Source organism: Dactylosporangium maewongense (assembly GCF_039531485.1).
Taxonomy (GTDB): domain Bacteria; phylum Actinomycetota; class Actinomycetes; order Mycobacteriales; family Micromonosporaceae; genus Dactylosporangium; species Dactylosporangium maewongense.
The window spans coordinates 148,658-163,270 of sequence record NZ_BAAAQD010000018.1 but is presented as its reverse complement, the minus strand read 5'-3'; the positions used below and the strand labels follow the sequence as shown (position 1 = coordinate 163,270).

The 14,613-nt window shown below is 71.8% G+C and carries 9 protein-coding genes and 1 pseudogene; 8 read left to right on the top strand and 2 right to left on the bottom strand.

Annotated features, from left to right (window positions below; translation table 11 throughout):
* Nucleotides 1-89: 89 nt before the first annotated feature.
* Together smc and ABD332_RS38100 are read left to right on the top strand one after the other, a co-directional pair.
* A complete protein-coding gene (smc, locus tag ABD332_RS38105; protein WP_344507975.1) occupies nt 90-3,662 on the top strand; it encodes a chromosome segregation protein SMC in 3,573 nt (1,190 codons plus the stop codon).
* Nucleotides 3,659-4,255: an HAD-IA family hydrolase gene (locus tag ABD332_RS38100; RefSeq protein ID WP_344507973.1), complete on the top strand. Its 597-nt coding sequence runs from the start codon at nt 3,659-3,661 to the stop codon at nt 4,253-4,255. Before smc ends, ABD332_RS38100 begins: the two co-directional genes overlap by 4 nt.
* On the opposite strand, the pseudogene ABD332_RS38095 reads toward ABD332_RS38100, so the two are convergent.
* Nucleotides 4,252-4,733, bottom strand: a pseudogene (locus ABD332_RS38095) (glutathione peroxidase). The gene ABD332_RS38100 and the pseudogene ABD332_RS38095 sit on opposite strands and share 4 nt — an antisense overlap.
* Before the next feature lie 196 nt (nt 4,734-4,929).
* On the opposite strand from ABD332_RS38095, the gene ABD332_RS38090 reads away from it, so the two are divergent.
* The 5 genes from ABD332_RS38090 to ABD332_RS38070 are packed head-to-tail and all read left to right on the top strand — an operon-like array spanning nt 4,930 to nt 11,458.
* Nucleotides 4,930-6,321, top strand: coding sequence for an aldehyde dehydrogenase family protein (locus ABD332_RS38090; protein WP_344507971.1), 1,392 nt, complete (start codon nt 4,930-4,932; stop codon nt 6,319-6,321).
* Nucleotides 6,318-7,784, top strand: coding sequence for a sugar ABC transporter ATP-binding protein (locus tag ABD332_RS38085; RefSeq protein ID WP_344507969.1), 1,467 nt, complete (start codon nt 6,318-6,320; stop codon nt 7,782-7,784). The genes ABD332_RS38090 and ABD332_RS38085 overlap by 4 nt, the downstream gene beginning before the upstream one ends.
* A gap of 32 nt (nt 7,785-7,816) precedes the next feature.
* Complete coding sequence (locus ABD332_RS38080) at nt 7,817-8,746, top strand: ABC transporter permease (protein WP_344507967.1); 930 nt, start codon at nt 7,817-7,819, stop codon at nt 8,744-8,746.
* Entirely contained in the window at nt 8,743-9,666 is a 924-nt protein-coding gene (locus ABD332_RS38075) for a substrate-binding domain-containing protein (RefSeq protein WP_344507965.1), read from the top strand. The genes ABD332_RS38080 and ABD332_RS38075 overlap by 4 nt, the downstream gene beginning before the upstream one ends.
* Before the next feature lie 10 nt (nt 9,667-9,676).
* On the top strand, nt 9,677-11,458 hold the full coding sequence (locus ABD332_RS38070; protein ID WP_344507963.1) for a discoidin domain-containing protein: 1,782 nt from the start codon (nt 9,677-9,679) through the stop codon (nt 11,456-11,458).
* Nucleotides 11,459-11,489: 31 nt separating this feature from the next.
* Here the strand turns inward: ABD332_RS38070 and ABD332_RS38065 are convergent, their stop codons facing one another.
* Nucleotides 11,490-13,154, bottom strand: a complete 1,665-nt coding sequence (locus ABD332_RS38065; protein WP_344507961.1) for an alkaline phosphatase D family protein — start codon at nt 13,152-13,154, stop codon at nt 11,490-11,492.
* Nucleotides 13,155-13,329: 175 nt separating this feature from the next.
* Between ABD332_RS38065 and ftsY the strand changes: the two genes are divergently transcribed.
* On the top strand, nt 13,330-14,559 hold the full coding sequence (gene ftsY, locus ABD332_RS38060; protein WP_344507959.1) for a signal recognition particle-docking protein FtsY: 1,230 nt from the start codon (nt 13,330-13,332) through the stop codon (nt 14,557-14,559).
* The last annotated feature ends 54 nt before the right edge of the window (nt 14,560-14,613 follow it).

Below are 14,613 nucleotides of genomic sequence, written 5' to 3'. Positions count from 1 at the left end.
TACAAAGCCCGAGACAAGCCCGAGGCAAGCCCGAGACAAGCCCGAGCGACGAACCCCGGGCGACGCCCAACCCAAACCCGTGGAGATCCGTGCATCTCAAGAGCCTGACGGTCAAGGGCTTCAAGTCCTTCGCGTCCGCGACCACGCTGCGTCTCGAGCCGGGCATCACCTGCGTCGTCGGCCCCAACGGGTCGGGCAAGTCCAACGTGGTGGACGCGATCTCCTGGGTTCTGGGCGAGCAGGGCGCCAAGGCACTGCGCGGCGGCAAGATGGAAGACGTGATCTTCGCCGGGACGGCCGGCCGGGCGCCGCTGGGCCGGGCCGAGGTCACGCTCACGATCGACAACACCGACGGCGCGTTGCCGATCGACTACACCGAGGTCTCGATCACCCGCCGGATGTTCCGCTCCGGTGAGAGCGAGTACGAGATCAACGGCAACCAGTGCCGGCTGCTCGACATCCAGGAGCTGCTGTCGGACTCCGGCATCGGCCGCGAGATGCACGTGATCGTCGGCCAGGGCCGGCTCGACGGCGTGCTGCACGCCCGACCGGAGGACCGCAGGTCCTTCATCGAGGAGGCGGCCGGTGTACTGAAGCACCGCAAGCGCAAAGAGAAGGCGATCCGCAAGCTCGACGCGATGGCCGCCAACCTCAACCGCCTCGGTGACCTCACCACCGAGCTGCGCCGCCAGCTCAAGCCGCTCGGCCGGCAGGCCGAGGTCGCCCGCCGGGCCGCCGGCATCCAGGCCGACCTGCGCGACGCCCGGCTGCGCCTGCTCGCCGACGACCTCGCCACGCTGCGCACGACCCTCGACAAGGAGATCGCGGACGAGACCGCGCTGCGGTCCCGCCGCGAGGAGGTCGAGGCCGAGGTCGAGTCGATCAACGAGCGGCTGGCGACCCTGGAGGCCGAGCACGCCGCCGACGCGCCGGTGCTCGCCGAGGCGCAGGAGACCTGGTTCCAGCTGTCGACGCTGCAGGAGCGGTACCGCTCGCTGCACCAGCTGGCCTCGGAGCGGCACCGCAACCTGTCCGCCGCCCCCGTCGACGAGCGGCCCGGCCGCGACCCCGACCAGCTGACGGCCGAGGCGGAGAAGGTACGGGAGCAGGAGGACGAGCTGCGGGCGGCCCTGGAGGCCAGCCAGGAGCGGCTCGCCGAGGCCGTCGACCGGCGGCAGGACCTGGAGCGGCGGCTCGCGTTCGCGGAGAGGGCGATTGTCGCCGCGCACAAGGCCATCGCCGACCGCCGTGAGGGCCTGGCGAAGCTCGCCGGCCAGGTCGAGTCCGCGCGCAGCCGCGCGACCGCCGCCGCCGACGAGATCGAGCGGCTGTCGGTGCAGCTCGCCGAGGCCGAGACGCGCTCCGAGCACGCCCACGCGCTGTACGAGGAGGCGAGCGCCGGCGCGAGCGTCGCCGACCACGCCAACGCCGACCTGGAGATCCGTCACCAGGAGGCGACCCGCGAGCTCGATGCGATCAACAACGAGGTCAAGCAGCACAGCGACGCCGAGCGGGCGGCCGAGAAGGACGCCGCGCAGTGGAAGGCCCGCGAGGAGGCCCTGGCGACCGGCCTGCGCCGCAAGGACGGTGCCGGCACGCTGCTCGCCCGCGCCGACCGGATCCCGGGCATGCTCGGCAGCGTCGCCGCGCTGCTGTCGGTGCAGGCCGGGCACGAGGCGGCCCTCGCCGCCGCGCTCGGTGCGCTCGCCGACGCCGTCGCGGTCGCCAACATCGACGGCGCCACCGCGTCCGTGGAGATGCTCAAGCAGGATGACGCGGGCCGGGCCGCGCTGCTGATCGCGTCCGCGCCGACGCACAGCGCGCCGCCGGTCGAGCGGGTCCCGCTGCCGCCCGGCGCCGCCTGGGCCCTGGACCTGGTCCGCGCGCCCGACGAGCTGCGCCCAGCCCTCGAACGGGCGATCGGCGACGTGGTCTTCGCGCCGGACCTCACGGTCGCGAAGCGGATCGTGTCGTACGCGCCCAACCTGCGCGCCGTCACACCCGAGGGTGACGTCCTCGGCGCGTACGCGGCCGCCGGCGGGTCGGGCAAGCAGCACAGCTACATCGAGGTCCAGGCCGCCGTCGAGGAGGCCCGCCAGCAGAAGGTCGACGCGGAGCGTCGCGTCGCCGAGGCGCGCGAGCTGCTCGCCCTGGCCCGGCACGCCGCGACCGGCGCCAAGCAGCAGGTCGCGGAGGCCGCCGCGGCGAAGAAGGAGGCCGACAGCGCGCGGAACGCCGCCGCCCGCCGCCTCGCCGAGTTCGGCGCCGCCGCCAAGTCCGCGAAGGCCGAGGTCGAGCGGCACGCCGCCGCCCGCGCGAAGGCGGAGACGGCCCGCGAGTCCGGCGTGACCAGCCTCGCCGAGCTGGAGGAGCGGTTCGCCCTCGCCGAGGAGACGCCGATCGACGAGGACCCCTCGACGATGGAGCGCGACGACCTCGCCGCCGAGGTGCCCGTCGCCCGCCAGCAGGAGATGGAGGTCCGGCTCGCCGTCCGCACCGCCGAGGAGCGGGTCGGCGCCCTCGCCGGCCGGGCCGACGCGCTGCTGCGCCAGGCCGCCCAGGAGCGGGCCGCCCGCGAGCGGGCCGCCGCCCGCAAGGCCACCCGCGCCCGCGGCGCCAGGGTCGCCGAGACCGTGGTCGGCGCCGCCCAGCTGGCGCTGGACAATCTCGCCGAGTCGATCGCCGAGGCGCAGGAGACCCGCGACGCGCTCGCCGAGACCCGCGCCGAGCGCGAGTCGACGCTGACCGAGGTCCGGGGCCGCGCGAAGCAGTTCACCGCCGAGCTGGACCGGCTCACCAACGCCGTGCACCGCGACGAGGTCGCCCGGGCCGAGCAGCGGATGCGCATCGAGCAGCTGGAGGCGCGCTCCGCCGAGGAGTTCGGCCTCGACGCCGACACGCTCGTCGCCGAGTACGGCCCGCACCTGGAGGTGCCGCCCACCGCGCCCGAGGTCGCCGCCGCGGAGGCCGAGGGCAAGCCGGCGCCCTCGCCGGTGCCCTTCGACCGGGCCACGCAGGAGAAGCGCGCCGCGAAGGCCGAGCGCGAGCTCAACCTGCTGGGCAAGGTCAACCCCCTCGCCCTGGAGGAGTTCGCGGCGATGGAGGAGCGTTTCAAGTTCCTCTCCGACCAGCTCGAGGACCTCAAGGCGACCCGCCGTGACCTGCTCACCGTCGTGAAGGACGTCGACGACCGCATCCTCGAGGTCTTCACCAGCGCATACCACGACACGGCGCGCGAGTTCGAGCAGGTCTTCTCGGTGCTGTTCCCCGGCGGCGAGGGCCGCCTGGTGCTCACCGACCCCGAGGACATGCTCACCACCGGCATCGAGGTCGAGGCCCGCCCGCCGGGCAAGAAGATCAAGCGGCTGTCGCTGCTGTCGGGTGGCGAGCGGTCGCTGACCGCGGTCGCGCTGCTGTGCGCGATCTTCCGGGCCCGCCCCTCGCCGTTCTACATCATGGACGAGGTCGAGGCGGCCCTCGACGACGTCAACCTCGGCCGCCTGATCACGCTCTTCGAGCAGCTCCGCGAGAAGAGCCAGCTGATCATCATCACGCACCAGAAGCGCACGATGGAGGTCGCCGACGCCCTCTACGGCGTCACCATGCGCCAGGGTGTGACCGAAGTCATCTCTCAGCGCCTCCGCACGGAAGAAGCCGCATGACGACTCGCCCCACCGCTCTGTTGATCGATTTCGACGGTGTACTGCGCCGCCACGACCCGGCGATCGCCGAGCTGGTCGAGCTGCGGCACGGCATGGAGCCCGGGGCCATCCTCGCCGCCGGGCTCGAATGGGACCGGCAGCTGCCGGCGATCACCGGGCAGATCAAGCGCGACGAGTGGCTCGAGAGCATCGCCGAGGCCCTGGGCGTCGACGGGTCCGTCGTGCAGGAGTGGGACGCGTACAAGGGCGAGATCGTGCCCGAGGTGCTGCGCTTCGTGAAGGACGTCAGGGCCGCGGGCATGAAGGTCGGCCTGGCGACCAACGCCATGGACGACCTCGGCGACATCCTCGCGCTGCACGGGCTCACCAAGCAGTTCGACGCGGTCGCCAACTCCTCGGAGATCAGCGTGCACAAGCCGGCGCCGGGCTTCTTCCGCGCCGCGTGCGCGCTGATCGGCGCGCACCCGAAGCAGTGCCTGTTCATCGACGACACCGACCGCAACATCCGCGCGGCGCGAGCGGCAGGCCTCTCGGCCTACCGCTACACGCCCGGCGACGACCTGAGCTACGCGAGGAAGGCTCTGGGGATCTAGAGCGAGGCCTCGATCGCCTTCACGACCTCATCGGACTTGGGCGTGTCCCGCGGCGAGAAGCGGGCCGCGACCGTGCCGTCGGGGCGATCAGGAACTTCTCGAAGTTCCACCGGATGTCCCCGGTGTAGCCCTCGGCGTCCGGGACGTCGACCAGGTGCTGGTAGAGCGGGTGCCGGCCGTCGCCGTTCACCTCGACCTTCTCCGTCATCGGGAAGGTCACGCCGTAGGTCGTGCTGCAGAACTCGGCGATCTCCTCCGTGGTGCCCGGCTCCTGCCCGCCGAACTGGTTGCACGGCACGCCGAGCACGGTGAACCCGCGGTCGCCGTACTCCTTCTGCAGCGCCTCCAGCTCGGTGTACTGCGGCGTGAGTCCGCACTTCGAGGCGACATTGACGACCAGCACGGGGTGCCCGCGGAACTGGCCGAGGTCCAGCGGATCGCCCTGCAGCCCGGCGATCTCGACGTCGTAGATGCTCATGGGGTGATCGTATGCCGACCTTGACTTCGGGGGTTCGTTCGGTACATTAACAAAGACCGATCCCGGTGAGCCCACCCTCACTCACCGCGGTCTCGCCCGTGATCCTCGCCGGACGGCGCCGGTGGACCTGCCCTTTCGCGCATTGCGTGAGAGGCACGCCCGCGACCGCCGTACCCCCGAGGAGGGCCCAGCCATCATGGCCGTTGTCACCGTGCGCAATCCCGGCACCGGCGAAGTGCTGGGGGAGGTGCCCGAGACCGGCGCGGCGCAGGTCGCCGCGACCGTCGAGCGGGCCGGTAAAGCCCAGCGGGCGATGGCCGCCACCCCCGCGCACGAGCGCGCCGCGCTGCTGCGCCGCGTCGCCGACCTGATCGAGGCCGAGTTCGAAGGCCTCGCCCGGCTCCTCGCCGCCGAGAACGGCAAGCCGATCCAGCAGACCCGCGGCGAGGTCGAGGCCGCGATCCGCATCTTCCGCGCGACCGCGGGGGAGGCGACCAGGCTCTTCGGCCGGCAGATCCCGCTGGACGCCGTGCCGGGCCTGGAGCGGCACCTCGCAGTCACCATCCGCGAGCCGCTCGGCGTCGTCGCCGCGCTCGTGCCGTTCAACTACCCGGTCGAGCTGTACGCGCACAAGGCCGCCGCGGCCCTCGCCGCCGGCAACGCGGTCGTCGTGCAGCCCCCCGCCCGCTGCCCCCTGGCGGTGCTGCGGATCGCCGAGCTGGTGGAGCAGGCGGGAGCGCCCCGCGACGCGCACCAGGTCGTCATCGGCGGCGCCGAGGTCAGCCGGCAGCTCGCCGAGATGAGCGGGATCGCCGCCGTCACCCTGACCGGCAGCACCGCCGCCGGCCGCGAGATCGCCCGCCTGGCCGCGGGCACGCTCAAGCAGGTCCACCTGGAGCTCGGCGGCAACGACGCGCTGATCGTCTGCGCCGACGCCGACGTCGAGGAGGCCGCCCGCGCCGTCGTGCTGGGCCGGCTCGCCCGGGGCAACGGGCAGATCTGCTGCGCGGTCAAGCGGGTGTACGTCCAGACGGCGGTCCACGACGCGTTCGTCGACGCCCTGGTCGCGCAGACCGCGAAGCTGACGGTCGGCGACCAGCTGCTGGAGTCCACGGACGTCGGCCCGCTCATCGCCGAGGAGGCCGCCGGGCGGGTGCTCGACGCCGTCCGGACGCTCGTCGGCGACGGCGCCCGGCTCGTCGCCGGCGGGGTCCGCACGCGGGCCTTCATGGACCCGACCGTGCTGGTCGACGTGCCCGCCGCCAGCCCGGCGTTCGCCGAGGAGATCTTCGGGCCGGTGGCGCCCGTGGCCCGCTTCGACGACCCGGCGGAGGCGGTCCGGCTCGCCAACGACTCCCCGTACGGCCTGCACGCCGCCGTCTTCACCCGGGACATCTCCCGCGCGCTGAGCATCGCCAGGCAGCTGGACGTCGGCGGCGTCGTCGTCAACGGCTCGACCGCGCTGCGGGCGGAGAACCTGCCGTTCGGCGGCACCAAGGACACCGGCGGCTACCGCGAGGGCGTCCACGACACGGTCCTCGACCTGACCCGGCAGAAGACGGTCGTCGTCATGGACGCCTTCCGATGACGCTGCGGCTGCGCGACGTCCACAAGTCCTACGCCGGCGTCGAGGTCCTGCACGGGGTGACGCTGCACGGCGAGCCCGGCGAGGTCCTCGCGATCGTGGGCGCCAACGGCGCCGGCAAGTCCACCCTGATCAAGGTGCTCGCCGGAGTCGTACCGATGAGCTCCGGCACCCTCTCGTGGGACGACGCCGAGCTGACCCTGCGCACCCCGCACGACGCGCACGCCGCCGGCATCCGCACCGTGCACCAGGAGCTCTCCCTGGTGCCCGAGCTGTCGGTCACGGAGAACCTGCTGATGGGCGACTTCCCGCGCCGGTTCGGCCTGATCGACTGGCCGGCCGCGCACCGGCGGGCCGGTCGGCTGCTGGAGGAGATCGGCTTCGGCGGCATCGACCCGCGGCTGAAGGCGGCCACGCTGTCCGTGGCCCGGCAGCAGATGGTCGAGATCGCCAAGGCCCTCGTCAGCGAACCCCGCGTCCTCGTCCTCGACGAGCCGTCCGCGGTCCTCGCCGGCGCGGATCTCGACGCGTTGTTCGCGGTGATCCGGCGGCTGCAGGAGCGAGGGGTGCTGGTGGTGTACGTGTCGCACCGCCTCGCCGAGGTCCTGGAGCTGGCCACCCGAATCGTCGTGGTCAAGGACGGCCACGTCGTGGCGACCACCACGCCGGACGCCACCAACGAGGGGACCCTCATCCGGCTCATGGCGGGCCGGACCGTGGACCGGATCTACCCGGAGCGCCGGCCCGCCCTCGGAGCGCTGCCGGGGGAGCCGCTGCTGACCGTCGACGGGCTCGGCAGGACGGGGGAGTTCGACGGCGTGTCGTTCACGCTGCGGGCCGGCGAGATCGTGGGGCTCTTCGGCCTCGTCGGGTCGGGCCGCAGCGAACTGGCCGCGTGCCTGTTCGGAGCCGCCCGCCCGACCGCGGGCGCGGCGTTCCGCAGCCCGAAGGAGGCGATCCGGGCGGGCGTCGCGATGGTGACGGAGGACCGGGCCGGCAGCGGCCTGGTGCTCGGCATGACCGTCCGGGACAACATCGGCCTCACCACCTGGCGGTCGACCGCCCGCGGCCCGTTCATCGACCGCACCCGGCAGCAGGCTTCCGTGCACGGCATGATCGAGCGGCTCGGCATCCGCCCCGACCGGTGCGCGGGCATGCCGGTCGTACACCTGAGCGGCGGCAACCAGCAGAAGGTCGTGCTCGCCAAGTGGCTGCTCACCGGCCCCCGCGTGCTGATCCTCGACGAGCCGACCCGCGGGGTCGACATGGCCACCCGGGTCGAGATCTACCGCACCGTGGACGGGCTCGCCCGCGAGGGAATGGGCGTGCTGCTCATCTCCTCCGACCTGACCGAGGTGCTCGGCGCCACCGACCGGGTCCTCGTCATGCGGCAGGGCCGGCTCGCCGGTGAGCTGCCGTCCGAAGGCACCACCGAGGAACAGGTCCTGGAGAGGGCGATCGCGTGACAACGTTGGCGCTTCGGTTCCGAAACCGGGATGTGACCGTCGAGGTGGCCTTCACGCTGCTGATCGCGGCGCTGATCGTCGTCGCGGCCACCACGTCGGACAGCTTTCTCAGCGGCACCAACATCACCAACCTCCTCAAGCAGATGGTCACCACGGGGCTGCTCGCCTTCGGCATGCTCGTCGTGATCCTCACCGGCGGGATCGACCTGTCCGTCGGGTCGGTCGTGGCGTTCGCCGGGATCGTGACCGCGGGCCTGGCCGCCGACCTGCCGATCCCGTTGGCGATGGCGGCCGGCGTCCTGTGCGGGCTCGCGTTCGGCGCGGTCAACGGCATCCTGGTGGCCCGGTTCGAGCTCGCGCCGTTCGTGGTCACCCTCGCGGCGCTCACCACGGTCCGCGGGCTCGCGTTCGTCTACTCGGAGGTGCCGATCGCACCGGCCGACCCCGCGTTCCTCACGCTGGGCTCGGCCATGGTCGGCCCCGTCCCCCTGATCACGCTGATCATGCTGGCCGTCTTCGCGATCGGTGGCGTGTTCCTGGCCCGGACGCCACCCGGGCGCTCGATCATCGCCATCGGCGGCAACGCGGAGACGGTCCGCCTGGCGGGCATCGACGTGCGACGGCACATCGTGCTCGCCTACTGCGTCAGCGGCTTCTGTGCCGGACTCGCCGGGGTCATCCTGACCAGCCGGGTCGGCATCGCACAACCCAGCGTCGGGGTCGCCTTCGAGCTCGACGCGATCGCGGCCTGCGTCATCGGCGGCGCGAGCCTGTCCGGAGGCCGGGGTTCGGCGAAGGGTGCCTTCGGCGGGGTGCTCGTCCTGGTCCTGATCAACAACCTGCTGAACCTGTACGGCGTGCAGTCGTTCTGGCAGCAGGTGCTCAAGGGACTGATCATCATCGCGGTCATCCTCGTGCAGCGCTCGAGGCGGCCGCGCTCCGTCGCGAAGGGACGCGCATGAGAAGAGCCTTATCCCTGCTTCTGGTGGCGGCACTGGGCCTCACCGCCTGCTCCGACGACCCTGCGGGGAAGGACGGGTACACCGTCGGCGTCGCGAACTTCCTGCTCAGCGGGCCGTACTTCAGCGGCATGGACGCCGCGATCGCCGCGCAGGCCAAGACCAAGGGCAACGTGAAGATCGTCAGCACCGACGCCGGGGGCGACGCCGCCAAGCTCGCCGCCAACGTCGAGGACCTGCTCAGCAAGAACGTCGACGCGATCATCATCTCGGGCGGCCCGCTCGAGTCGGCGCCGGCCGCCCTGAACGCGATCAAGGCGGCGGGCAAGCCCGTCGTGCTGGTCGACCGGAAGTTCGCCACCGGCGAGTACACCAGCTGGATCGGGCCAGACAACGAAGCCATCGGCAAGCAGGACGGCGAGTTCCTGGCGGGCCGCGTCAAGGGCAAGGTCGCGATCATCAAGGGCGGGCCGGCGGACAACTCGATCGGTCTGGCCCGCACCAACGGGTTGAAGTCGGTGCTCGGTACCAAGGCCGACATCACCCTCATCGAGGCCCCCGACTTCGGCAACTGGGGCTCCGACGGCGGGCTCACCGTCATGGAGGGGCTGCTCGCCAAGCACCCCGACCTCGTCGCCGTCTTCTGCGAGAACGACGCGATGTGCCTCGGCGCGCAGCGGGCGGTCGCCGCCGCAGGCAAGGCCGGGCAGATCGTGCTCGCCGGCGTCGACGGGCAGGCCGAGGCGCTCAAGGCGATCCTCGACGGCACCAACTACGTCGTCACCGGCCTCAACAGCCCGAAGGTGATCGGCTCGCTCGCCCTGGACCGCACGGTCGAGGTCCTCGGCGGCGCCAAGGTCGAGAAGGACACCGTCGTGCCCTCGCCGCAGATCACCAAGGACAACGCGTCCCAATACCTCTAGGAGCGTCCACATGAGACGACTGCTCGTAGGTGCCCTGGTCGCCGGTTCGCTGGTCGCGATCCCGGCCGCCCCCGCCGCGGCGGCACCGACCTGGCGGCTGCTCTACTCCGAGAACTTCGCCCAGCCCATCAACACAGGCAACGCGCCGTGGGTCCGCGAGACCTACGCCAACCCGTTCGACACCATCACCGACGACGCCGGGCAGTGGTACCGCAACGACTACGGGCCCACCTGGACGACGCAGTTCAACTCGTTCGACACCTACCGCAAGGAGTTCACCGTCGGGCAGAACGGCTGGCTCACCGCCTCGCTGTCGGCCCGCGACTTCAACAAGGACGGCGTGCTGGAGGCGCCGCCGTCGATCACCACCGCCACGGTCGGCGGGTCCAGCGCCGCGGTCCTCAACGTGCCCGAGAGCACCGGTGGGGCGATCTTCCGCCCGACGCAGGCGCTGCCCGACCAGTACCGCATCGAGTACAAGCTCAAGACGATCGACTTCGGCGGCAAGCGCAACGGCACCATCAACTACAACGGCCGGGTCAACGGCTACTCGACCGCGGGCTGCAAGACCCAGCACCCGTGGGGCGAGGGCTCCAACAGCCCCGGCTGGAGCGGCGACGCGTCGGTGCCCTACTGCGAGTGGCAGGACGTGCGGGCCGGACCCTACGGGTACAACGGCTTCCACTTCCTGTCGATCGTCGACTTCGCCAACCCCGCGCCGCGCAACAACCACTTCTGGCACTACCACCGCAAGGTGCTGATGGACTCGTTCTCCCAGCACCCCGACCGGGTCGGGTCCGGCACCGGCGGCCGGGTCTGCAACGCCGCGAACAACACGTACTACAACTACCGCGACGGCAACTTCAACACCGTCAACATGTGGATCTCCGGCATGCCCAACTGGAACCCGGGTGCCGGCGGCCTGCCCGGCAACTCCCAGTGGTTCATGACCAGCTGCTCCGGCGGCGCCGCGGAGAACCAGCTGTCCAGCGCCGCGGAGCTGCAGCCGGAGCTCATGCCCAACGAGTACTACACGTTCGCGATCGAGCGCGACGCGACCGGCTACACGCTCGAGGCGAGCGGCAACTTCGCCCGCTCCGGGCAGCGGACGCTGCGCTTCCACCGCGACTTCGTCGTCAACAACGTGCCGATCTGGCACTACAACACCACGGCCGCCGGGTACAACGGCCAGTTCAACGGCAACCTGGTGCAGAACGACGACTTCGGCAGCACCACGTGGCCCAACCAGTGGCCCTCCGGCTCCGCCTACCCTGACTCGTTCGTGATCGGTGACCTCTACACCAACGTGTACGAGGGCTCCGCCAGCCTCACCGACATCAAGCTCTTCGTGCCCGACACCGCGCCCGCGCCCAACCTGGCCCTGAACAAGGCGGCCACGGCGTCGTCGCAGTGCGCGGCGGCCGAGGCACCGGCGAAGGCGGTCAACGGCACCTGGACCGGCGGCCTGTCGGACAAGTGGTGCGCGCTCGGCGCGAACAAGTGGCTGCGCGTCGACCTGGGCTCCAACCAGCAGGTCGGCAAGATCGTCCTGCGGCACTCGGGGGCGGGCGGCGAGAAGGCCAGCTGGAACACGAAGGACTTCGACCTGCAGACCAGCCTGGACGGCAACACCTGGACGACCGTCGCCCAGGTGCGGGGCAACACCGCGAACACCACCACGCACACGTTCACCCCGCGGACGGCACGACATCTCCGCCTGAACGTGATCACCCCGACGAACGACAGCGACACCGCCGCCCGGATCTTCGAGCTGGAGGCGTACGCGGCCTAGCCGGGAACCCGGTCGAGGACCCTGGGCAGGGTCAGCTGAGCTGCAGCGACGCGACCTTGCCCAGGGTCTTGTCCGGGCGGGTGCCCTCGACCGTGACGTGCGCGGAGCGGCCGTCGAGCAGGAGCACGCCGACGGCGTTGCCGAAGTACGGGTCGGCGGTCTTGTCCCAGCGGACCGGCGGCGGGGGCAGGCCCACGGAGCGGGCGAGGGCCCGCATCAGCTTCGCGGCGGGCGGGTTCCAGCCGAACTTCATCGCCGGGCGGATGTACCTCGGCATGTCGTTGTGGACCGGCGAGCAGGTCAGCTGGTGCACCGGGCTGACCACGGAGCTGTCGAGGTCCGCCCGGGCGGCGTAGGAGTGGTGAACGTCACCCGACAGCACGCTGATCGATGCCGGGGGCGGCGAGACGCCGCCCTGGCCCGCGCCGACCTTGCTCAGCAGCTCGGTGAGGCCGTCGAACGACCGCGAGAAGGCCGCCCAGTGCTCCAGGTCGACCGCCTGGCGGAGCTTCTCGCCGAACTTCGACACCCAGTCGCGCGGCGACTCGGCGATCCGCTCGGTGGCGGCCTCCAGGTGGTGGATCGCCGGCGGCAGCAGCCACGGCAGCGAGGAGCCGATCAGCAGGTGGTCGTAGTCGCCGGGGATCCGCTCGGTGAGCCACTGCCATTCCGACTCCCGGAGCATCGCCCGGTGGCCGCGCTCCAGCACGCGGGCGGCGCGGTTGTCGACCACGATCAGCCGGGTGCGGTCGATGTCGATGGTGTAGCTCCACCGGTACGCGGTGGGCTCGTGGTCCGCGCGGGTGCCGAAGGCGTCCAGGACCTCGGTGGCGTCGCCGCCGGCCCGCATGACCGCGGCATAGACGAAGTCGTCGTCGAGGGCGCTGGGCGCGATGTTGCCCAGGTGCTGGTAGACCCAGTAGGAGGAGAGGCCGGCCTGGATGCGCTGCTCCCACCAGGACAGGTCGGCCATCTTGGCGCGCCACCGGTCGGAGGTGTTCCAGTCGTCGATGATCTCGTGGTCGTCGAAGATCATCACGCTCGGGACGGTGGACAGCAGCCAGCGGATCTCCGGGTCGCCCCACGAGTCGAGGTAGAGCTTCGTGTATTCGTGGTAGTCCACCACCTGCTTCTTCGGCGCGTCGGCGCGGCGCTTGCGGCGGCGGAGCCACTTCTGGATCTTCTCGGGGGTCTCGTCCGCGTACACCTGGTCGCCGAGCAGCACGAGCATGTCGGGCCACTCGGTGGGCGCGTCGGCGTTGATCGACTCGATGAGCCGCCCCGCGTAGGCGTCCAGCGCGTCGGGTGGGAACCGGGTCACGCTCAGTGGGCTCGACTCGCGGCAGGAGCCGAAGATCAGCCGGACCGGCGCGCCCGAGGGCCGCGTGCGGATCGCCGAGGGCGGTGCGTCGCTGTCCGGCGGCGGCCAGACCACCGTGCCGTCGATGCTCACCCTGTACGGCGTGACCGCGTCCTCCGGCAGTCCGGACACCACGACCAGGGCGTAGTGGTGCCCGTGGACGGTGAAGGTGCGGGCGGAGCCGCCGGCGGGTGCGGCGTCGACCTCGACGGTCGCCGGGTGTGACGTCTCCACCCAGATCGTGGCGCGGTCGCCCTCGACGCGGCGGAGCACGGGTCCCAGCAGCAGCGGGCCGTAGTCCTGGTCGAGCGACTGGGAGGGGTCGTCGTCCGGCATGTCTGTTGACCTCCAGGACGCCGCTGGGGCGCTTCGGGGCAGGGGCGAACCGTACGGGGGGTGCTACGGGTGATGCTTCGGGTGGTGCTTCGGTGGTGCACTGAAGATGATCCTGCGTGGGCCGACCTGGCGCCACTGCAGGCCCCGGAGCGCGTCGTCTGGGAGGATTCCTGCCATGGAGTCGTACATCGTCTTCGGCCTGGTGCTGCTCGTCGTGGTGATCGGGGCGACCCTCGCGCTGGTAGCGCCCCGTTTCCGCAAGCCACCGACCCTCCCACCGGCGCAGAAGCCGACCGTCACACCTCCCACCAAGCAGGTGCCGCCCGCCCCGCCGAAGGCGCCGCCGGTGAAGACCGTGCCGCCGCCGGTGAAGGCCCCGCCGCCCGTCGTGCAGGCGCCGCCGCCGACCGTGGAGGCGCCGCCGCCGGTGGTCGAGGCGCCGCCGCCCGTCGAGGTCCCGCCGGTCGAGGTGCCCGAGCCGACCGCCGGGCGGCTGGTGCGGCTGCGGGCCAGGCTGTCGCGCTCGCAGAACGTGTTCGGCAAGGGGCTGCTCGCGCTGCTGTCGCGGGACAAGCTCGACGACGACACCTGGGACGAGGTCGAGGAGACCCTGATCGGCGCCGACGTCGGCGTCGCCGCGACCACGGAGATCGTCGGGAAGCTGCGCGAGCGGGCCCGGGTGCACGGCACCGCGACCGCCTCGGAGCTGCGCGGGATGCTCGCCGACGAGCTGGTCGCCGCACTGCAGCCGGACCTGGACCGCAGCCTCGCCGCCACCGCCCGCGACGGGCGCCCGGCGGTGCTGCTCGTCGTCGGCGTCAACGGCGCCGGCAAGACCACCACCTGCGGCAAGATCGCGCGGGTGCTGATCGCCGACGGTCACACGGTGCTGCTGGGCGCGGCCGACACGTTCCGCGCCGCCGCCACCGAGCAGCTCGCGACCTGGGGCAGCCGGGTGGGCGCCGAGGTGGTCCGGGGCACGGAGGGTGCGGATCCGGCGTCGGTGGCGTTCGACGCGGTCAAACGGGGTATCGATACGAGTGTGGACACCGTGCTGATCGACACCGCCGGCCGGCTGCAGAACAAGGTCGGCCTGATGGACGAGCTGGGCAAGGTCAAGCGCGTCGTGGAGAAGCACGGGCCGGTCGACGAGACCCTGCTGATCCTCGACGCCACCACCGGGCAGAACGGGCTGGAGCAGGCGCGGGTGTTCACCGAGGTGGTCGACGTCACGGGCGTGGTGCTCACCAAGCTCGACGGCACCGCCAAGGGCGGGATCGTCATCGCCGTCCAGCGCAAACTGGGCATCCCGGTGAAGCTGGTCGGCCTCGGCGAGGGCCCCGACGATCTGGCGCCCTTCGATGCCCGGCAGTTCGTCGACGCACTCGTTGGCACGGACGCGTAACCTCGACGGAAGCACAGTCGGAAAGCACGGCAAGGCGAAGCTCGATCGGGACGC

Coding starts and splice junctions, on each gene's coding strand:
- ABD332_RS38070 (WP_344507963.1), top strand. CDS start 9,677: ATGAGACGACTGCTCGTAGGTGCCCTGGTCGCCGGTTCGCTGGTCGCG.
- ABD332_RS38065 (WP_344507961.1), bottom strand. CDS start 13,154: ATGCCGGACGACGACCCCTCCCAGTCGCTCGACCAGGACTACGGCCCG.
- ABD332_RS38090 (WP_344507971.1), top strand. CDS start 4,930: ATGGCCGTTGTCACCGTGCGCAATCCCGGCACCGGCGAAGTGCTGGGG.
- ABD332_RS38100 (WP_344507973.1), top strand. CDS start 3,659: ATGACGACTCGCCCCACCGCTCTGTTGATCGATTTCGACGGTGTACTG.
- ftsY (WP_344507959.1), top strand. CDS start 13,330: ATGGAGTCGTACATCGTCTTCGGCCTGGTGCTGCTCGTCGTGGTGATC.
- ABD332_RS38085 (WP_344507969.1), top strand. CDS start 6,318: ATGACGCTGCGGCTGCGCGACGTCCACAAGTCCTACGCCGGCGTCGAG.
- ABD332_RS38075 (WP_344507965.1), top strand. CDS start 8,743: ATGAGAAGAGCCTTATCCCTGCTTCTGGTGGCGGCACTGGGCCTCACC.